The sequence below is a fragment of the Streptomyces dengpaensis genome, from assembly GCF_002946835.1.
Lineage (GTDB): Bacteria > Actinomycetota > Actinomycetes > Streptomycetales > Streptomycetaceae > Streptomyces > Streptomyces dengpaensis.
In genome coordinates, this window is sequence record NZ_CP026652.1 from 7,525,917 (window position 1) to 7,545,927 (window position 20,011).

The following is a 20,011-nucleotide window of genomic DNA, read 5'->3' on the forward strand; positions in this document are numbered from 1 at the left end:
GCCACGACCACCAACCCGGCGAACCTATGCGGTCACAGCACTAGCGGAAGCGGCTGGAAACTCAAGGCGGCCCGCCCACCCGGACTGCTGACTCCGCGGTCGCTGAAGCGTGTCGGCGGTCTGGAAGGGATCCTGGCTACTCAACGTGACGCTCCGGCGCGCGACACCGTTGGCACCCCCTTACGTTGGGAGGGCAGGCGAGTCCACCCCGAGGAGGAGTCATGGCCAGCAAGGGCCGCCAGGACAAGATCAAGGGCAAGGCGAAGGAGATGACCGGCAAGGTCACAGGTGATCGCGGGATGGAGGTCGAGGGCAAGCTCGACCAGGCCCGCGGTGTAGCCAAGAAGGCCGGCGAACGCCTTAAGGACACCGCTCGCTCCGCGAAGCGCGATCACAGCTGAGCATGCGCGAGGAGGGGCTCCCGGTCACGGGACCCCTCCTCGCTGCCCGTCGGCAAGCGGGCCGGGGCTCGGGGGACCTCCGCATCCTGAGGCGGAGACGCCGTGCAGTCCGAGTGCCCTGCTGCGAAGGGTCGAACCGGACGCGGCGGAGTGCGGACCGGTAGCCGGACGACCCCAGGCTCGGCTGCATGAGGGAACCGAGGGTGTGGAAGCCGCTTGAGTGCTGTTCCTTGGTGTACCGCTGGTTCCTCATCGGGTTACGGCACTGGTGCGGAGGCGGGTGGATGGCCGGACGAGCGTGCGGCATGGCCGTCGCCGCTGTCCTGGCTGCCGCTGTCAGTGCGTGCGGCACCGTATCGGAACGGCGTGACGAGGTACGCGATGCCGCAGCCAGGGCTCACCGGAATCGAAGCCGGTTGGAGCCGCCCACGACGCCACCGGCGTCGAAGGCTGGTACGACACCGCCCGCGAGTAGCCGGTCGAGGGGGTCGTCGCGATCCTGTGGCCGCTCACCGTGCTGATGCCGGGCCCGGGCCTTGTCGCTGTGGCTGGGGTCACACCACCATCCGGATCGCTGCGGACATCTACGTACATCGATGTGCATTTATGGCCATCTGGTGCCAGATGCCGGTGGCACACTTAGGTCCGTGATGGACCAGGTGCCGACAGGCGTTAGCGTGACTGGTGCTGACAGCGAGGACCGTGCTGGTCCGGTGCCGGGTCCAGGGGCGGAGTAAGGGGAAACATGCAGGTCGGAGTGGCGTCGTGAGAATTCTGCACACCTCCGACTGGCATCTGGGCCGGGCGTTCCACCGGGTGAACATGCTCGACGCCCAGGCCGCGTTCATCGGCCACCTCGTCACCACCGCCCGCGAGCGCGCCGTGGACGCGGTGGTCGTGTCGGGAGATGTGTACGACCGCGCGGTGCCCCCGCTGGCCGCCGTCGAGCTCTTCGACGACGCCCTGCACCGGCTGGCCGGCCTCGGGGTCCCCACGGTGATGATCTCCGGGAACCACGACTCGGCGCGCCGCCTCGGTGTCGGCGCCGGGCTCATCGGGCGCGCGGGCATCCACCTGCGGACCGAGGCCTCGGCGTGCGGCACACCCGTGGTCCTCACCGACGCCCACGGCGACGTGGCCCTCTACGGCCTGCCGTATCTTGAACCGGCCCTGGTGAAGGACGAGTTCGGGGTCGAGAAGGCCGGACACGACAGTGTGCTGGCCGCCGCCATGGACCGGATCCGCGCCGACCTCGCCACGCGCGCTCCGGGCACCCGCTCCGTCGTTCTCGCCCACGCCTTCGTCACCGGCGGCGAGGCCAGCGACAGTGAGCGGGACATCACCGTCGGCGGGGTCGCCTCCGTGCCCGCCGGGGTCTTCGACGGCGTCGACTACACCGCGCTCGGTCATCTGCACGGCAGCCAGACCATCACCGACCGTGTGCGCTACTCGGGCTCCCCGCTGCCGTACTCCTTCTCGGAGGCCGACCACCGCAAGAGCATGTGGCTCGTGGACCTCGGCCCCGAAGGCTCCCTGAGCGCGGAGCGGATCGACTGCCCCGTCCCCCGGGTGCTCGCCCGCATCCGGGGGAACCTGGACGACCTGCTCGCCGACCCCGGGCTGGAGCGGCACGAGGAGGCGTGGGTCGAAGCGACCCTCACCGACCCGGTGCGCCCGAGCGATCCCATGGCCCGGCTGACCGAGCGCTTCCCGCACACGCTCAGCCTCGTCTTCGAACCGGACAGGGCCCCCGAGGACCCGGACATCTCCTACGCCCGGCGCCTCGCGGGCCGCAGCGAACAGCAGATCGCGGAGGACTTCGTGGCCCACGTGCGCGGAGCGGGGCCCGACGCACACGAACAGGCCGTGATACGGGACGCGTTCGACGCCGTCCGCGCCGACGAGGCCGTACGGGAGGTGGCCCGGTGACCTCACATCCACTGGACCTCCCGGGGGCTCGTCCTGACGTCAAAGGGGCCCGATGAGGCTGCACCGCCTGGACCTCACCGCCTTCGGGCCCTTCGGCGGCACCCAGAAGGTCGACTTCGACGACCTCTCGGCGGCTGGGCTCTTCCTGCTGCACGGGCCGACGGGCGCGGGCAAGACCTCCGTCCTGGACGCCGTCTGCTTCGCGCTGTACGGGGCGGTGCCCGGCGCCCGCCAAGGCGGTTCGCTGCGCAGTGATCACGCGGCACCGGCCACCCGCACCGAGGTGACCCTCGAACTCACCGTCGCCGGACGCCGGTTGGAGATCACGCGGCAGCCGCCCTGGCAGCGCCCCAAGAAGCGCGGCGCGGGCACGACGACCGAGAAGGCGCAGAGCTGGCTGCGCGAGTACGACGCGGCGGCGGGCTCCTGGAAGGATCTCAGCCGCTCCCACCAGGAGATCGGCGAGGAGATCACCCAGCTGCTCGGCATGAGCCGTGAGCAGTTCTGCCAGGTCGTTCTGTTGCCCCAGGGCGACTTCGCGCGCTTCCTGCGGGCCGACGCCGAGGCCCGCGGCAAGCTGCTGGGCCGCCTCTTCGACACCCACCGCTTCGCCGAGGTCGAGAAGCGCCTCGCCGAGCGGCGGCGTGCGGCCGAGGCCGAAGTACGCGCCGGGGACGCGGCGTTGCTCGCCGACGCCCACCGCATGCAGCAGGAGGCCGGCGACGGCATCGAGGTCCCACTGCCCGACCTGGCACCCGGTGACCCGGGCCTCGCCGAGTCCGTCCTGTCCTGGGCCGCCGTCGCCCGCAGCACCGCCCGCGAACGGCTCACGATCGCCCACTGCGCCCGCAGGGCCGCCGAATCCGCACAGGCCGCGGCGGACCGCGTACTTCACGACGTACGCGAAGTGGCCCGGCTGCAGCGCCGGTTCGCACAGGCGCGGGAGCGTGCCGCGCGCCTGGAGGAGCGGGCCGACGCCCATCGGGAGGCCCAGGCCCGGATGGAGCGTGCCCGCAAGGCCGAGGCGGTGGCCCCCGCGCTCGACCTGCGCGAAGCGGCCGAGGCGGAACACTGGCGCGCGTCCGCCGAGGAGACACGCGCGCGTGCCGCCGTGCCGGAGTCCTTCGCCGGTGCTGGGGCGCCCGGGCTCGCCGCGGCGGCCCGCAGGGCTGCCGAGGAGCTGGGCGGCCTGGAGTCGGCACGCCGGGCCGAACGCCGGCTGGCCGAACTCGCCCAGGAGCGCGCCGATTTGGACCAGGAGGAGCGCGCCGACGAGGACGTCCTCCAGGAGGCCGAGAGCTGGCTCGCCACATGGGAGGCGACCCGCGCCGGCATCGAGGCACGCATCGAGTCCGCGCAGGAGGCCACGGCGCGCGCCGAACAACTCGCCGTCAAGGGCGAACCGGCTCGCACGAGACTCAACGCGGCCCGCCGGCGCGACCAGTTCGCCCAGGACACGGACGACGCTCAAGCGCGCGCCCTCGCCTCGCGCGAACGCGCCACGGAGGCGCGCGCCCGCTGGCTCGACCTGAAGGAACAGCGCCTCCAGGGCATCGCCGCCGAACTCGCGGCGGGCCTCGCCGACGGCGAACCCTGCGCCGTCTGCGGTGCCACCGAGCACCCCGCGCCCGCGCGGAAGGACGCCGGGCATGTCGACCGGGAGGCGGAGGAGCGCGCCCTCGCCGCGTATCAGCGCGCCGACGAGCAGCGCACCGAGGACGAGCGGCGGCTCGGCGTCGTACGCGAGGCCCTGGCCGCCGCGACCGCCGAGGCGGGCGACACGCCCACGGCACAACTCGCCGAGCAGGCCGAGGAGTTGGAGCGGCAGTACGCCGAGGCCCGCGCAGGCGCCTCCGGGCTGCACGCCGCGCGTGAGGCGCGGGAACAGGCCGAACGCGAGTACGAGCGGCGGCTGACCGCCCAGCAGGAGGCCGCCCGCCGCGTCGCGTCTCGCGCCTCGCTCCGGGATGCACTGGACCGCGAGAAGGCCGGTCTGGAAGGGGAGTTGGCACAGGCGCGGGGCGCCGCCGGAAGCGTCTCCGCGCGGGCCGCGCAACTGGAGCAGCGGGTCGCGCTGCTCACCGAGGCCGCGGACGCGGTCCGTGGGGCCGAGGACGCCGCGCAGCGCCTCAAGGACGCCGACGCTCGACTCGCCGACGCGGCCTTCCGCGCCGGGTTCGACACACCGCAGGCGGCAGCCGTCGCGCTGCTCGACGACGCGGCCCACCGGGAACTCCAACGGCGGCTCGACGCCTGGCAGTCGGAGGAGGCCGCTGTGCGCGCGGTACTCGCCGAGGCCGACACGGCGGCCGCGGCCCAGCAGCCGCCCGCCGACCTGCGGGCCGCGGAACAGGCCGCCGACTCCGCCGCCCGCCGGCTGCGGGAGACCGCCTCCGCGCAGGACGCGGCCGCACGGCGCTGCGCGGAGCTCGACGGACTCTCCGCGCGCGCGGGCCGAGGAGTACGCCGTCTGGCGCCGCTGCGCGAGCAGTACGACCGTGTGGCCCGCCTGGCCGCTCTGACGGCGGGCACGTCGGCGGACAACGAGCGCAAGATGCGCCTGGAGTCGTACGTCCTCGCCGCACGCCTGGAACAGGTCGCCGCCGCCGCGACCGTACGGCTGCGGCGCATGTCCTCAGGGCGCTACACCCTCGTGCACTCCGACGACCGCGCGGGCCGTGGCCGCAGCGGGCTCGGACTGCATGTCGTCGATGCCTGGACCGGCCGGGAGCGCGACACGGCGACACTCTCCGGCGGCGAGACGTTCTTCGCCTCCCTCGCGCTGGCCCTCGGCCTCGCGGACGTCGTCACGGACGAGGCCGGTGGCGTGCGGCTCGACACGCTCTTCATCGACGAGGGCTTCGGCAGCCTCGACGACCAGACCCTCGACGAGGTCCTGGACGTCCTCGACTCCCTGCGGGAGCGCGACCGCAGCGTCGGCATCGTCAGCCACGTCGCGGACCTGCGGCGGCGCATTCACGCCCAACTGGAGGTGGTGAAGGGGAGATCGGGGTCGGTCGTACGGCAGCGGGGTGCCCAGGACTGAGGCGACGGGCGCGGTGTGCCGGCGCCTGGCTCAGTGGCCCAGCGGGCGCCGGGGCAGAGGTGAGGAGTAGACGACGCTCGTCGTCACCGAGCCGAGGGCGCCGATCTTGCCCGACACCTCCTCCAGGTGGCTCATCGAGCGTGCCGCGACCTTGATGACGAAGCAGTCGTCGCCCGTGACGTGGTGCGCCTCCAGGATCTCGGGCGTCGCCTCGACGAGGTCGCGGAACGGCTTGTAGTTGCCGTTGGGGTACCTGAGCCGGACGAACGCGAGAATCGGCAGGCCCAGGCTCTTCGGGTCGACGACGGCCGCGTACCCCTGGATGACGCCGGCCTCCTCCAGACGGCGCACCCGCTCGGTGACCGCGCTCGCGGACATGGAGACGGCCCGGGCCAACTCGGCGAAGCTGGACCGGCCTTCGCGCTGGAGGACATCGAGGATGCGCCAGTCCGTGGCGTCCGGTGAATACGCGGTCATGTGCGCTGGATAGCAGGGGAATCCCCGGCCGATCAAGAGTGATGCCGTGGATCGTCACTTCAGGAAGGGGATCACCGGACGTAGATTTCTGGCCAGGAAGTCCCGCGGGGCAGCCGGTGCGGAGACGGCGCCGGTGCGGCGGGTCAGGGAGGGAAGGCCGGACCATGACGGTGACCACTGACACCACCGTGACCACTGACATCGCGGTAAACAGCAGCGCGACCGTGACCGCAGACACCGAGGTGACCAACAGCGCGACCGTGACGAACCCCGTTCTGCGCGTCGCACCGGCGTCCCCGGCCGCGGCCGCCGCCTACTTCGGCGCGAGCCTCGCCTTCCACGCCGACGTGTCCGACGTGGCCGCCGCCCTAGCCGCCGACGGCGACCCCGGCTTCGTCGTCCTGGACTCCCGCTCCACCGAGTCGTGGGATCAGGGCCACATCCCCGGTGCGATCCACCTGCCCACCGCGCTCATCCCCGAGCAGGCCGGGCAACTCCTCGACAAGTCGGTGCCCGTCATCACGTACTGCTGGGGCCCCGGCTGCAACGGTGCGACCCGCGCCGCCCTCGCCCTCGCCCAACTTGGCTTCCAGGTCAAGGAGATGCTCGGCGGCTTCGAGTACTGGGCGCGCGAAGGCTTCGCGTACCAGACCTGGGAGGGTCAGGAGCGCCGCGCCGCCGACCCGCTGACCGCACCGGTCGACGCGGAGGACTGCGGCTGCTGACCGCACCGGTCGCGCGGGTGCCCATGAGGGCCGAGGGTCGCGTATCGGACAGCGGAGGGGACGCCGAACGTCCCGTGGCTCCCCGCCGTGTAGCTTCTGCGCATGGTCAGATACGCGGACCCAGGTGCGGTCGAGTGGGTGGAGTCGGGCGGCGGGCCGCTCATAGCGATCCCGGAAGTCGTGTTGCCCTTCTGGGCGGGGGCGAACGGCGACGATCTGTCCTCGGACTACGACCGGGCCTGTGACGTGGACGGGTTCTTCGGTCTCCTGCCCGTCGGCGACACCTGGGCCCTGGTCCTCGGGGACGAACCCGCCTCGACCTCCTATCTCCCCGAACACGGCACCTTCGTACGGTGGTGCGCCGCCGCATCGGAGGACGAACTGCTCTCCGGAGTCCCGGCGGCGCTGGCGACGGCGGTGTGGGAGCCGGAGGTGGAGTGGAACGTACCCGGTCCCGTCGTCCTCTTCGACGCGGCCTGGCCGGGACCCGCTTCGGAGCGCACGGACCACCTGAAGGTCGCGCTGGAGCCGGGCCGGTACGCGGTGCGCGCGGCCTACGTGGAGCCGGGGCCCGAGACCTGGGTGGGACTCGTACAGCTGCGCCGGCTGACGCGGTAAGCAGCAGGTCGGCGGCTGCGAGGGGTTGGCGGTCGGCCGGGCCCTGATGCGCTGCGTGCGTCCGGGCCCGGCCGCCGTCGGTGATCGTCAGAGCTGGGACAGCTCGTCCACCAGGTCGTCCAGGCCCAGGGAACCCTGCGAGAGGGCCGCCATGTGCCAGGCCTTCGCGTCGAAGGCGTCGCCGTGGCGCCGCTGCGCGTTCTCGCGGCCCAGCAGCCAGGCACGCTCGCCGAGTTTGTAGCCGATGGCCTGACCGGGCATGGTGAGGTAGCGGGTCAGCTCGCTCTCCACGAAGTCCGCCGGACGGCTGCTGTGCGCGCCGAAGAACTCCTGCGCCAGCTCAGGAGTCCACCGCTCGCCGGGGTGGAAGGGAGAGTCGGCCGGAATCTCCAGTTCCAGATGCATGCCGATGTCGACGATGACCCGGGCAGCGCGCATCATCTGCGCGTCGAGGTAACCGAGCCGCTGCTCGGCGTCCTTGAGGAAGCCCAGCTCGTCCATCAGCCGCTCCGCGTACAGCGCCCAGCCCTCGCAGTTGGCGCTGACCTGGCCGACCGTGGCCTGATAGCGCGAGAGATCGTCGACGACGTACACCCACTGCGCGAGCTGGAGGTGATGCCCGGGTACGCCCTCGTGGTACCAGGTCGAGACGAGGTCGTACACGGGGAAGCGGGTCTGGCCCATCGTGGGCAGCCACGTACGGCCGGGCCGTGAGAAGTCCGCCGAGGGCGCGGTGTAGTACGGGGCCGCGGCGCTGCCCGGGGGCGCGATGCGGGACTCCACCTTCCGTACCGGTTCGGCGAGTTCGAAGTGGGTGCCGTCCAGCGCCTCGATCGCCTCGTCCATCAGGCCCTGCAGCCACGCCCTGACCTCGTCGACTCCCTCGATGTGCCTGCCGTGCTCGTCGAGGTGCGCGAGCGCCACCCACGGCGTCTCGGCGCCGGGCAGGATCTTCTCGGCCTCGGTCCTCATCTCGGCGAGGAGGCGGTGGTACTCGGCCCAGCCGTACGCGTACGCCTCGTCGAGGTCGAGATCCGTACCGTTGAAGTAGCGCGACAGACGCGCGTACCGTTCGCGGCCCACCGTGTCGGGCGCGCCCTCGATCGTGGGCGCGTACACGTCGCGCATCCAGTCCCGCAGCGCGACGAGGGCCGCGGTGGCGGTACGGGCGGCCGTGTCCAGCTCGCCACGCAGGGAGTCGGGGCCCGACGACGCGAAGTCCTCGAACCAGCCGACGCCCTGCCCGTCCGGGTCCGACCACTCGGTGAGCTGCCCGATGAAGGTCGCGGTCGGGCGCGGGCCCGCATACAGCTTGCGCTCCAGACCGAGGGCGAGGGATTCCCGGTACCCGGCGAGGGCGGCCGGCACCGCGCGCAGCCGCTCGGCGATCGCGGCCCAGTCCTCGTCCGTCTCGGTCGGCGTGAGGGTGAAGATCTGCCGCACCGCGTGCGCCACCGTGTGCAGATTGCCGACCGACCGGAGGCCCTCCCCGGCGTCGTGGACGGCGAGTTCGGCGGTGAGGCGCTCGCGCAGCAGCCGGGCACAGCGCCGCTCCATGGCGTGGTCCGCGCCGGGCTGCCGCTCCGCCTCGTCCAGCCGCGCGAGGGTCGTCCGCGCCAGTTCCGCGACGGCTTCCTGGCCGGCGGGCGAGGTGTCGGGGAGCTTGCTGTAACTCTCCTTCACACCGAGGTAGGTGCCGAGGACCGGGTCGAGGGCGACGAGATCGTCGACATAGGCGTCGGCGACCTCGCGGGGCAGCGGGCTCTTCGTCTCTGACATGCGGACATCCTCATACGGGGCAGGGCGCCGCGTCAGCCTGTTCGGACCGCCGGTTGGGGTGGCAGGAGGGGGCCGCAGTCCCACTGCTGGAAGATCAACCGCGTCTCGACCCGCGCCACTTCACGCTGCGAGGTGAACTCGTCGAGCACCAGCCGCTGCAGATCCGCCATGTCCGCGACGGCGACATGGACGAGGTAGTCGTCGGGTCCGGTGAGATGGAAGACGGTACGGGACTCCGGCAGTGCCCTGATCCGGTCCACGAAGGGCCCCACCAACTCCCGCCGGTGCGGCCTGACCTGCACGGACAGCAACGCCTCCAGGCCCCGCCCCAGCTTCGCCGGGTCCAGTCGCAGCTGATGGCCGAGAATCACTCCCGCCCGGCGCAGCCGCGTCACCCGGTCCAGGCAGGTCGAGGGCGCGACACCGACCTGGGCCGCGAGATCGCGGTACGTCGTCCGTGCGTCGTTCTGCAACAGGCGCAGCAGATGGAGATCCACCGGATCGAGTACGACAGAATCGGGCATGGCGCGAACGTAACACGGGTTGCGGCGCTACGACCCCGCCCGATGTTCAGGCTTCTCGCCATGGAATCCGCTGTGTACGACGCACACGACGCACGCGACCTTCAGGACAACCTGAACGGAACCGGCCGAGCTCCGGTCGCGCCCGCGGCCCGGGCGCTCGCGACCGAGGCCGTGCACGCCGGCCGGGAGGATCTCGCCGGACAGGGGCTGCACGCGGCGCCGATCGACCTGTCCACGACTTATCCCTCGTACGACAGCCGCGGTGAGGCCGCCCGGATCGACGCGTTCGCGGCCGACGGCGCCGAACCGGAGGGCCCGCCCGTCTACGCCCGGCTCGGCAATCCGACCGTCGCCCGCTTCGAGACCGCCCTTGCCCGCCTCGAAGGCACCGAGAGCGCGGTCGCGTTCGCGAGCGGCATGGCCGCGCTGAGTGCCGTACTGCTCGTACGGAACGCGATGGGCCTGCGCCATGTCGTCGCCGTACGCCCCCTGTACGGCTGCAGCGACCACCTCCTCACGGCCGGGCTGCTCGGCTCCGAGGTGACCTGGGTCGACCCGGCCGGCATTGCGGACGCCCTCCGCCCCGACACCGGCCTGGTGATGGTGGAGTCCCCGGCCAACCCGACGCTCGCCGAACTCGACCTGCGGGGCGTCGCGCACGCCTGCGGTTCCGTTCCGCTCCTCGCCGACAACACCTTCGCCACACCCGTGCTGCAACGCCCCGCCGAACAGGGAGCGCGCCTGATCCTGCACAGTGCGACCAAATACCTGGGCGGGCACGGTGATGTGATGGCCGGAGTGGTGGCCTGCGACGAGGAGTTCGCCCGGCGGCTGCGCCAAGTGCGGTTCGCCACAGGGGGAGTTCTGCATCCGCTGGCCGGATATCTGCTGCTGCGGGGCCTGTCGACGTTGCCCGTACGGGTCCGGGCCGCGTCCGCGAACGCCGCGGAACTGGCCCGCCGCCTCGCCGCCGACCCGCGTGTCGCCCGCGTCCACTACCCGCGCATCGGCGGCGCCATGATCGCCTTCGAGGTCCACGGCGACCCGCACGACGTCATCGCCGGAGTCCGCCTGATCACCCCGGCCGTCAGCCTCGGCAGCGTCGACACCCTCATCCAGCACCCGGCCTCGATCAGCCACCGCATCGTGCCCGCGCCGGACCGCCAGGAGGCGGGCGTCAGCGACCGGCTTCTCCGCCTGTCGGTTGGCCTGGAGGACGTGGACGACCTGTGGGCCGACCTGGCGGCGGCGTTGGGAGACCCGAAGGCGCGCCGCCGAACGGCCCCGCCCCCGGCCCAGGACCGGATCCGGACTACTCCCGCACAGCCCGCTGCGCCCGCGGCCCCTCGCCGTACGGCAGCCGGGACGTCACCGGAGTCGCGTCCAGGCGGGCGGTGATGACCAGGGTGCCCTCCTCGATCTGGTAGTCGAGGGGGAGGCCGAGGCCGCGCATGGCGGCGACCATGCCGGTGTTGGAGGACTGCGTGACGGCGTACACGCTCTCGCAGCCGGCCTCGACGGCCATCGTCACGAGGCGGCCGAGCAGTTCGCTGCCGATCCCGCGGCGCTGCCAGTCGTCCTCGACGAGAAGCGCGATCTCCGTCTCGTCGCCGTCCCAGAGGAGGTGACCGAGCCCGACGATGCGCCCGGATGCCGTCTGCACGGCGAGGGTGCGACCGAAGCGGGGGCTGAGCAGGTGGTTGAGGTAGCGGTCCACGTCGCCCACCGGGCCGTGGTAGCGCATGCTCAGCGTGCGGGTCGAGCAGCGCTCGTGCATGGCCTTGGCGGCCTCGACGTCGGAGATGTCGGCACGCCGCACGGTGATGGGATTGCCCTCGGGAAGGGTCAGCATGTCCTGGCTGCCCGGAATCCGCGGACCGAGCCGCGCGTCCAGCTCCACCAGGGCCCGCGCCCGCGCGAACTCGGTCGGCGTGAACGGCAGATACGGCCGCTCCACCGTGATCACCCCACCCTCCGGCGCCCGCAGCCGCATCACCGTGTCCTCGAGCGCCCCCTCCACGGGAGTCGCCTCCTCGGCCCGGCCGGAACCGGGGGACTTGGCGGGCAGCGAGCGGATGGTGCAGCGGCCGAGCAACTGCCTCAGCGCGAGTGGCAGTTCGGCGGCGTCCAGGGCGGTACGGGTGGCCAGGCCCAGCACGCGCGTCGGCGCGTCCACCAGGTCGTGGGCGTCGGCCCGCTCGATCCAGGTCCTGGCGCCGCCCGCCTGAGAGACGGCGCGGGTGATCTCGGACGCGGCCAGCTCCGTGGGGGCGCGCAGCAGGAACTCGTCCACCGTGCCCTGGGCGAGCGGGTGCGTCTGCAGGCTCAGGATGTCGACCTGCCGCCGCGCCAGCGCCGTGCACAGCGCGGCCAGCGAACCCGGCCTGTCCTTGACCGTGGTCCGCATCCGCCAGAGCGCGGTCTCCCCGGCGTCGGCCTCCGGCGTCGCGGCCGGTTCCCCGGCCGGACCGGCCCGTCGCTCGTCGGCGAAGGGCGGGGCGCCGGTATCGCTTGTCGGCGGCGCGTGACCGTGGTGTCGTGCCCACCATGTGTGGAAGCCGGCCGTGGCGATCAGGATCACCGCCGAGATCACCAGCAGGGCGGGCCCGTCCGGTCCGTGCCCGATCAGGTTGGCGACGGCGTCCGCGACCGCGACGGCTGTGAACAGTGCCGCGAGTTCGACGACGTCCCGCCGCCAGTGGTGGACGGGGCGGCCGTGCCGCTTACGTGAAACATCAGACAAGTCTCGACTCATGCAACCACTGTGGAGGAAGGGTGTTGCGTGATCACGAACGTTTTGTGACTGATCGGTTAAGTATCCTTCTGCCCGTTTTGTAATTCTTTTTACGGTCCTTTTGCATAGGCCGGACGGGTTCGTGAAGCCTCCTGGTCAGGGCGGTGCGTGTCCCGCGCGCGCCGGCGGAGCCGCGCCGCCCGGCAGTATGGGGGAGCGGCAGCCCGGCAGTATGGGGGAGCGGCAGCCCGCGACAAACACCTGAGGCAACGTCAAAAAGCAGAAGAGGGCCGCGCACTGGGGGATGACTCCGGTGCGCGGCCCAACGGTTTGAGGGTACGTGAATCGGCGGGCGACCCTCGTCGCCGGGTCTCGCTCTACTGCCCAACACGCTCCGGCTGCCGTGGTTGGTCAGGGTCTCCCCCCGTCAGGGTGAACGGGGCCGGTTCCCGGGATTTCGCTCCGCTGCAGACCCAGTCGAAGACGTCCGCCACGCGGTATCACGGTGCCGCCGTGGCTATCGGCAGGCGTGGCCTGGGCTGCCAGGCACGGCGTCGGCCAGGTGTGACCGCCCCCGACCGGAGGATCGGGACGCGGAGAGCTACCGGCCAGACCGTGCCCGTGCCCAGGCCACACGGGACCGCGAGCCCACCCAGGACAGCGAGCACGCCAAACGGAGGCGGCAGGACTCGACTGTGCCGAGGTGACCAGCTCAGCTGTTCCCCGGCCCTCAAGACCGTGCGGAGGGCCACCGGATCACCGATCCGGTTCACGGTGAAGTGGCCAACACGGGCCAACATCGCTAGGAACGGTTGATGCCCCAGCCCTGCCCGGCCAGGTCGCGCGACCACAGGAAGCGCACTCCGCCGCGGCGCCGCAGATGAACAACTGTCCCCAACGGCAAGGGAATTGGTGTGCGACTCCGGCTGGGCGGCCCGGCGGGCGGCTCAGCCGCGAACGGCGTCCCCCATCAGCCGTACGCCCTCGTGGATCCGCGCGGGCGACAGGTGCGCGTACCCCAGCACCAGCCGTACGCCGTCCTCGGCCGCGCCACCGCCCTCCTCAACCGCCTCCCGGTAGTGCGCCAGCGCACGCACCGCCACCCGGGCCGCGGCGGCTCGCTCCAGGAACCGGTCCCGAGGACCGTACCGGCCGGGCAGCGCGGCGATGACATGCAGACCCGCCGCGATTCCGGACACCTCTGTGCCGGGAAAGTGCTCCTCCAGGGCGGACACGAGGGCGTCGCGCCGCTCCCTCACGGTCGTCGGCTTCGTGTGCTGGTACATGGGCATGCAGCGCATCGGCGCCGAGCGCGCCACGCTCTTCTCCGGCCTCATCCCCGTAGCCGCCGCCTGCACCGCGCCACTCGTCGGCACGGGTGCGTACGGCGCCGCGCAGGCCGTGGGGAGCGCCCTGGTCGGCGCGGGAGTCGCCCTCGGGTCCGGTGCGTTGGGTCTCGTACGGCGCCGCTCAGCGGCTGCCGTCGAGGATGACGCGGGCCACGAGCGCCGGATCGTCGTTCATCGGGACGTGCCCGCAGCCGGGCAGCCGCACCAGCCTCGCCCGGGGAATGATGTGCTTGGCGCGGATCCCCTGGCGGCGCACCAGCAGCCGGTCGCGGGTACCCCAGGCCACCGTGACGGGAAGTCCGGGGACGTCGTCCGTGAACTGGACGGCGGTGCCCGCCCGGAGGGTCTCGGTGAATCCCTCGGCGTTGGCCAGCGCGAGGGTCTCGGTGACGACGGCCTCGGGTGAACGGCGGCCCGGACGGGCGTAGATGGTGCTCGTCAGCACCGTCCGCCCGGCCGCCGTGCGCGAGAGCCGCTCGACCACCGGGAGCGGCAGGCGCCGCGCCGCCTGCCGCATGGCGATCAGCACCCCGAAGGCGTACCGCCGTTCGACCGGTGACCAGAAACCGGCGGGCGACAGCGCCGTGACGGACCGTACGAGCTTCTCGCGACCGAGCTCCAGGGCCAGCAGCCCGCCCAGGGAGTTGCCCGCCACGTGCGGCCGCTCGATCTCCAGCGCCTCGCACAGCGCGCCGAGCGCGGGCACCACCGTCGGCAGATCGGGCGTGAGCCCTTCGGGCAGCGCCGGTGACTCGCCGAACCCGGGGAGGTCGACGGCTATGACGTCGCGCTCGGCCGCCAGGATGTGGATGACCGGGTCCCAGGCCTGCCGGTGGTGGCCGATGCCGTGCAGCAGGAGCAGCGGTTCACCGGTGCCCACGCGCGCGTAGGACAGGGTCACGGTCCTCGGGCCACGCGGAGAGGGGAGGCTGAAGGAGACCGTGGCGGACATGGGCTGCTCCTCGTCTGGGACATGCCGGCAGACAGTATCCGGACATGCTGGCGGACAGTTTTGTAGACAGCTTGTCAGCAACCGCTACCGACGGGTAGCCCCCGGTCGCCGCGAACCACGGCCACACGACGAGCTCAAGCCCGCGTCCCTGCCGTGCCTGCGTCCCTCAACGAGCCCTGCGCACTTCGACGTTGAACCCCTCATGACCGAGCTCACCAGCTCGCCGCCTGGACACGGCAAGACCTCTCGGGTGGGATGGAACGGTGGCAATCGACACCGCGACCGATGTCTTCGAAGAGCACCGTCCCGTCCTCATGGGCGTCGCCTACCGCATGCTCGGGCGGGTGGCCGACGCGGAGGACGTGGTCCAGGAAGCGTGGCTGCGCTGGTCCGGCGCCGACCGGACCGAGGTGCGCGAACCGCGCGGCTACCTGGTCCGCATCACCACCCGCCTCGCCATCGACAGGCTGCGCCAGGTGCAGTCGCGCAATGAGGCGTACGTGGGACCGTGGCTCCCGGAGCCGTACGTCACCGACTTCGGGGACACCACTCCCGACACGGCGGAGCGGGCCGTGCTCGCCGACTCCGTCTCGTTCGCCGTCCTCGTGGTCCTGGAGTCCCTGTCGCCCCTGGAGCGGGCGGTGTTCGTCCTCCGAGAGGCGTTCGGCTACCCGTACGCGGAGATCGCCGCCGTCCTCGACCGCGGCGAGCCCGCGGTGCGCCAACTCGCCGGGCGGGCGCGCAAGCACGTCGACGAACGGCGGCCGCGCTACGAGGTGGACCCGGTCCAGCGCCGTGATCTGACCGAGCGGTTCCTCGCCGCGGCGGCGGACGGCGACCTGGAGGGGCTCATGGCCCTGCTCGCCCCGGACGTCCGCCTGGTGGGCGACAGCGGTGGACTGTCCCGGGCCCCCTGCGGGTCATCGAGTCCGCCGACAAGGTGGCGCGCTTCGTGCGCGGTACCGCGCAGAAGAGCGTCCCGGACGCGTCGTTCCGCTTCCTGGAGCTCAACGGCGGCCCCGCGCTCCTGTTCCTGTCCGGCGGCAAGCCCGACAGCGTGGTTCAACTGGGCGTCGTCGACGGCCGTATCCAGTGCGTCTACATCGTGCGCAACCCCGAGAAGCTGGTGTCCCTGGCCGCCGATTAGCAGCAGCGGCCCGCACGGTTCGATCCGCCGCACCGCTCCCGTACGACACCGAAACCCCCGTCTTCTGGACGGGGGCTTTCGGCGCTGTGTCACGGACATCGCCCAGCACGAACGCCGCGTGAACGCTCTGCGGCACCGTACCGGTGCAATCCGTAGGGGATCGAGGATTGGTCTTGACCAAGGGTGGGGGCAGTCCTATGGTCACAGAGATAGTGCAAGAACCTTTAATAAACAAGGCGCTAAAACGCCGCTCGGCCACGGCGATTGCGGAGGACAGGGTGGGGACCACGCAGCTGGAATCGGTGCCGGAACCTAAGTACTGGCACCTCAAGACCGTGCTCAGCGAGGCACTGGACTCCGAGTTCTCCGTGGGCGAGATCCTGCCCAACGAGCGCGATCTGGCGGCCCGGTTCGGCGTCGCCCGTGCCACGCTGCGCCAGGCTCTCGAGCAGCTCGAGCTGGAGGGGCGGCTGCAGCGGCGCCGCGGAGTGGGCACGACGGTCGCCCCGCCGCGTGTGGGCGTGGCGGTCGGGTCCGAGCAGGACGTGTGGCCGGGTGCGGCCGGCGACGCCTGGCAGCCCACGGACTGCACGGTGGCGGTCCCGCCCACCTCGGTGGCCGACATCCTGGGGACGGTGCACGGCGAGCAGGCGCACACCGTGCGCCGCTCCCGTGTGACGCACGGCCAGCCGGTTGCCGCCGAGCTGCTGTATATCCCCGCGTCCTCGGTGCCCGACCTGTCCGCGATCGACGCGCCCTCGGGTGCGGCACGCGCGCGTGCCGTGCTGCGCGAACTGCAGCGCCTGGAGCTGGAGGGCCAGCACCGCGCCGTGGAGCTCGGCTCGGCCCGCGCGGACGACGCCAAGGAACTCGACCGGCTTCCCGGAGCGCCCGTCCTCGTCGTCACCACCCGCTTCTTCGCCGAGGGACGCACCGCGGCGGTCTCCGTCGCCACGTACCGCGCCGACACCTGCCGGCTGACCTTCGGCGACTCCGGCGGCGTGGAGATCCACCACGATCCGGAGCGCCGCGCTTCCTGAACCGTGCCAGGCCGCCTGCCGGACCGCCTGCTGAGCCGCGCCCGCCGAGCGGCACCCGCGCCCGTCGAGCGGCAACCTTCGCGACCGCCATACCCGCCGCGCCCCGGAGTGCTCCGGGGCGCGCCGTCGTTGCGTGGCGTGCCGGGTCAGCGGCGCGCCGTCACGGTCCCCTCCACCGCGAACAGCTGCTCCTCCACATGATCGAGAGCCAGCCGCAGCGCTCCCGTCGCCACCGCGGCCTCGCCCAGCATCGAGAGGGTCACTTTCGGCGGCCGCAGACAGTAGCGCGCCAACTCGCGCCGCAGCGGCTCCAGTACACCGTCCAGGCCGGCCGCCCAGCCGCCGATCACGACCAGTTCGGGGTCGAGGGCGAGGACGAGCGCCGCGACGTCGTGCACGAGGCGCTGGATGAAGCGGTCGACCGCCGCACGGGCCCGCTGGTCGCCCCCCCTGGCGAGCGCGAAGACCTCGGCGACCGCCTGCTCGTCGAGCGGGTGCAACGGCTCGTCCGTGGTGGAGAGCAGCGCCTCCGGGGTGGCCTCGCGGCCCAGCAGATGCAGCGCGCCGATCTCCCCGGCCGCGCCCCCGTACCCCCGGTGCAGCCGCCCGCCGATCAGCGAACCGGCGCCCGGGCTCAGCCCCGCCAGCACGAACACCACGTCGTCGGACTCGGTGGCCGCGCCTTTCCAGTGCTCGGCGACCGCCGCCGCGTTGGCGTCGTTCTCGACCAGCACGGGGCACTTGAAGGAACGGCTCAGCCGCTCGCCCAGCCGCAGCCCCGTCCACTCGGGCAGCGCCGTGCCCAGGCGTACGGTGCCGTCCGCCTCCACTATCCCGGGGCTGCCCACGCCGACCGCCCGCAGGGAGCTGCGGGCTGTCCCCGCCCGGCGCAGCAGCTCGGCGACCGCCACACGCAGCCGTTCCAGCCGCTCGTCCGCCGACGCGGTCTCGTCCACGTCCTTGGCCATGGAACCCATCACGCGGCCGTCCAGATCGGCGAGCTGCGCGGCGACACGGTGCGGGCCGATCTCCAGGCCCAGCAGATGACCTGCCTCCGCCCGGAAACGGAACCGGCGCGCCGGACGCCCCTGGCGCCGGGCGGCACCCTCCTCGGCCGCCTGCTCGATGACGAGCCCGTTCTCGATCAGCCCCTCGACGACGCCCTCGACCGTGGGCCGGGACAGTCCCGTCACCCTGGTGATCTCGGTGAGGGTCGCGCAGTCCGTGGCACGCAGCGCGTGCAGCACCACCGCGGAATTGATCCTTCGCAGCAGAGAGGGGTCCCCGCCGGTCAACCGCCCCAACGTCCCTCCCAGCTCGTGCGCGTGTTGGCCGGATGCTACTCGGCGGGGCGGCCCCCGGCGATAGCCGGGGACCCCCTTTGTTACCGACGGGTCGGAATCAACCGGGCTCCACGAACCCCGACTCGTATGCCGCGATGACCGCCTGCGTACGATCCCGGGCCCCCAGCTTCGCCAGGATGGCGCTGACGTGCGACTTCACCGTCTCCGTCCCGACGATCAGCCGCACGGCGATCTCCGCGTTCGACAGCCCCCGGGCCATCAGCCGCAGCACCTCCGCCTCCCGCTCGGTCAGCGCGGCCCGCTCCATGGCCGCGCGCGCCGCCGGATTCCCGCCACCGTCCCCGTACTCGGCCGCCAACTGCCGTACGGAGGCCGGAAACAGCAGCGACTCTCCCTCGGCGATCAGCCGCACCGCGTGCACGATCTCGGCGGGCCGCGCCCGCTTCAGCAGAAACCCGTCGGCGCCCGCGCGCAGCGCCTCGTAGACGTACTCGTCGTTCTCGAACGTCGTCACCACGAGGATCTTCGGCGGATCACTCACGGTGCGCAGCACCGCGCGCGTGGCCTCGATGCCGTCCAGGAGGGGCATGCGGACGTCCATGGCGACCACGTCGGGCCGCAACTGCCGCACCAGCGGGATCACCGCGGCACCGTCCGCCGCCTCCCCGACGACCTCGATGTCCGGCTGTGCCTCCAGGACGGCGCGCAGCCCCGCGCGGACGAGAGGTTCGTCGTCGACGAGGAGAACGGTGACCGGCATCCGGCCAGCCTAGATCAGCGCACCGGCAGCTCTACATGCACCTGCCAGTCACCCTCGTCCGGTCCCGTCCGCGCCCGGCCGCCGAGCAGCGCGGCCCGCTCCCGTATACCGCGCAGACCGCTGCCCCGGCCGGGCCCCGGTATGTCCGCGGGCAGCGGATTGCGCACCTCCAGGCCGAGCGCCCCGTCCCGGACCTCGATACGGACCCGCACGGGGACGCTGCCCGCATGCCGCAGCACGTTGGTGAGCGACTCCTGAAGGATGCGGTAGCCCTCCCGGGACACCGGGCCCGGCACGGTCTCCAGCGGGCCCGCCACCTCGGCGTCGACCTTGGCCCCGGAGGACCGCGCCGACTCCAGGAGCCGGTCGGACTCGGTCAGTGTCGGGCGGCTGCTCACGGGGCGCTCAGCCTCGCGCAACACGCCCAGCACCCGCTCCAGGTCCTCCAGAGCGGCCCGGCCCGTGTCCTCGATGGCGCCCAGAGCCCGCTCGGTGAACGCGGGGTCCCCGGCCGCCCGTGCCGCACCCGCCTGCACCACCGCGACCGTCAGCGCGTGGCCGATGGAGTCGTGCAGCTCGCGGGCGATGCGGTTGCGCTCCAGAAGTTGCTCGGTGCGCTCCTCCAGGGCGGCGAGCCGCTCAGCGGGGGAGGGGCCCAGGAGCCGGCGCGCGAGCCCCGTGACCAGCTCGCCGAGGCCGACCACCGCGCCGTACAGGGCCAGCAGGGGCAGAGGGACGAGCAGTGCGCAGCTCCAGTGCGGGTCCAGGAGCGCCACCACGGGATCATCGGCCGGCCGGTAGCCCGTGGCCGCTCTGCCGAGATCGACGGCGATCACGGGCAGCCAGACGGTGAGCCCACAGGTCACCCAGCCCAACAGGAGGCGCGCTTCCAGCCAGAGCACAGTCCGCCACCGGTCCCGCCAACCGACCGAAGGCGTCATCGAGAACGCCGGGTCCTCGCCACCCCGCTCACCCGGCGCCAGCATGAACCGCGCCTGCACCCTCTCGCCCCGCCGCACGGCCGGGATCAGCCCCAGCGGAATCAGCAGCACCGCGGGCACCCACGGCTTCGACATGTCGATGAACATCCACACGCTGACGAACAGCATGGGCACCCACAGGTGCAGCCAGCGTGTGTACGTCGTCCCCCGGACCAGCGGGTGCAGAAAGCGGGCCATTGGGTCATCGTGCCAGCCGGCACTGACAACGGCCTCCCCCGAGCGGGG

15 protein-coding genes and 2 pseudogenes are annotated in these 20,011 nt (G+C 72.4%); 8 read left to right on the forward strand and 9 right to left on the reverse strand.

Annotated features, from left to right (window positions below):
• Positions 1-221 precede the first annotated feature (221 nt).
• The 3 genes from C4B68_RS35065 (at position 222) to C4B68_RS35075 (ending at position 5,376) form a co-directional block, all read left to right on the forward strand.
• Positions 222-401 carry a CsbD family protein gene (locus tag C4B68_RS35065; RefSeq protein WP_099506416.1) on the forward strand — a complete coding sequence of 60 codons (180 nt, stop codon included), beginning with the start codon at positions 222-224 and terminating at the stop codon, positions 399-401.
• 765 nt (positions 402-1,166) lie between these two features.
• Entirely contained in the window at positions 1,167-2,330 is a 1,164-nt protein-coding gene (locus tag C4B68_RS35070) for an exonuclease SbcCD subunit D (protein WP_099506415.1), read from the forward strand.
• A 52-nt stretch (positions 2,331-2,382) separates the two neighbouring features.
• Positions 2,383-5,376, forward strand: coding sequence for an AAA family ATPase (locus C4B68_RS35075; protein WP_099506414.1), 2,994 nt, complete (start codon positions 2,383-2,385; stop codon positions 5,374-5,376).
• Positions 5,377-5,406: 30 nt separating this feature from the next.
• On the opposite strand, the gene C4B68_RS35080 is transcribed toward C4B68_RS35075, so the two are convergent.
• Positions 5,407-5,853 (reverse strand): Lrp/AsnC family transcriptional regulator, encoded by a 447-nt coding sequence (locus C4B68_RS35080; RefSeq protein ID WP_099506413.1) that lies wholly within the window; start codon positions 5,851-5,853, stop codon positions 5,407-5,409.
• 164 nt (positions 5,854-6,017) lie between these two features.
• On the opposite strand from C4B68_RS35080, the gene C4B68_RS35085 reads away from it, so the two are divergent.
• Together C4B68_RS35085 and C4B68_RS35090 are read left to right on the forward strand one after the other, a co-directional pair.
• Complete coding sequence (locus C4B68_RS35085) at positions 6,018-6,578, forward strand: rhodanese-like domain-containing protein (RefSeq protein ID WP_240634569.1); 561 nt, start codon at positions 6,018-6,020, stop codon at positions 6,576-6,578.
• A 102-nt stretch (positions 6,579-6,680) separates the two neighbouring features.
• Positions 6,681-7,196: an immunity 21 family protein gene (locus tag C4B68_RS35090; protein ID WP_099506412.1), complete on the forward strand. Its 516-nt coding sequence runs from the start codon at positions 6,681-6,683 to the stop codon at positions 7,194-7,196.
• An 87-nt stretch (positions 7,197-7,283) separates the two neighbouring features.
• On the opposite strand, the gene C4B68_RS35095 is transcribed toward C4B68_RS35090, so the two are convergent.
• Both C4B68_RS35095 and C4B68_RS35100 read right to left on the reverse strand, forming a co-directional pair.
• On the reverse strand, positions 7,284-8,975 hold the full coding sequence (locus C4B68_RS35095) for a DUF885 domain-containing protein (RefSeq protein ID WP_099506411.1): 1,692 nt from the start codon (positions 8,973-8,975) through the stop codon (positions 7,284-7,286).
• A gap of 32 nt (positions 8,976-9,007) precedes the next feature.
• Positions 9,008-9,499: an Lrp/AsnC family transcriptional regulator gene (locus tag C4B68_RS35100; RefSeq protein WP_099506410.1), complete on the reverse strand. Its 492-nt coding sequence runs from the start codon at positions 9,497-9,499 to the stop codon at positions 9,008-9,010.
• Positions 9,500-9,559: 60 nt separating this feature from the next.
• Between C4B68_RS35100 and C4B68_RS35105 the strand changes: the two genes are divergently transcribed.
• A complete protein-coding gene (locus C4B68_RS35105; RefSeq protein ID WP_373682281.1) occupies positions 9,560-10,897 on the forward strand; it encodes a trans-sulfuration enzyme family protein in 1,338 nt (445 codons plus the stop codon).
• Here the strand turns inward: C4B68_RS35105 and C4B68_RS35110 are convergent.
• From C4B68_RS35110 to C4B68_RS35120, 3 genes and pseudogenes are all read right to left on the reverse strand, one after another.
• Entirely contained in the window at positions 10,812-12,254 is a 1,443-nt protein-coding gene (locus tag C4B68_RS35110) for a GNAT family N-acetyltransferase (protein ID WP_099506409.1), read from the reverse strand. The genes C4B68_RS35105 and C4B68_RS35110 overlap by 86 nt on opposite strands.
• Before the next feature lie 926 nt (positions 12,255-13,180).
• Positions 13,181-13,489 (reverse strand): annotated as a pseudogene (locus tag C4B68_RS35115) (MocR-like pyridoxine biosynthesis transcription factor PdxR); the annotation flags it as partial.
• 214 nt (positions 13,490-13,703) lie between these two features.
• Positions 13,704-14,534, reverse strand: coding sequence for an alpha/beta fold hydrolase (locus tag C4B68_RS35120; protein ID WP_099506407.1), 831 nt, complete (start codon positions 14,532-14,534; stop codon positions 13,704-13,706).
• 263 nt (positions 14,535-14,797) lie between these two features.
• On the opposite strand from C4B68_RS35120, the pseudogene C4B68_RS35125 reads away from it, so the two are divergent.
• Both C4B68_RS35125 and C4B68_RS35130 read left to right on the forward strand, forming a co-directional pair.
• Positions 14,798-15,681, forward strand: a pseudogene (locus tag C4B68_RS35125) (RNA polymerase sigma-70 factor).
• A gap of 278 nt (positions 15,682-15,959) precedes the next feature.
• Positions 15,960-16,721, forward strand: a complete 762-nt coding sequence (locus C4B68_RS35130) for a GntR family transcriptional regulator (protein ID WP_099506406.1) — start codon at positions 15,960-15,962, stop codon at positions 16,719-16,721.
• A 146-nt stretch (positions 16,722-16,867) separates the two neighbouring features.
• On the opposite strand, the gene C4B68_RS35135 is transcribed toward C4B68_RS35130, so the two are convergent.
• The 3 genes from C4B68_RS35135 to C4B68_RS35145 form a co-directional block, all read right to left on the reverse strand.
• The gene (locus C4B68_RS35135; RefSeq protein ID WP_099506405.1) at positions 16,868-18,025 is read right to left on the reverse strand and encodes an ROK family transcriptional regulator; all 1,158 of its coding nucleotides are present in this window, start codon (positions 18,023-18,025) and stop codon (positions 16,868-16,870) included.
• A gap of 97 nt (positions 18,026-18,122) precedes the next feature.
• Complete coding sequence (locus tag C4B68_RS35140) at positions 18,123-18,785, reverse strand: response regulator transcription factor (protein WP_099506404.1); 663 nt, start codon at positions 18,783-18,785, stop codon at positions 18,123-18,125.
• Between the two features lie 14 nt (positions 18,786-18,799).
• The gene (locus C4B68_RS35145; protein ID WP_099506403.1) at positions 18,800-19,963 is read right to left on the reverse strand and encodes a sensor histidine kinase; all 1,164 of its coding nucleotides are present in this window, start codon (positions 19,961-19,963) and stop codon (positions 18,800-18,802) included.
• Between the last annotated feature and the right edge of the window lie 48 nt (positions 19,964-20,011).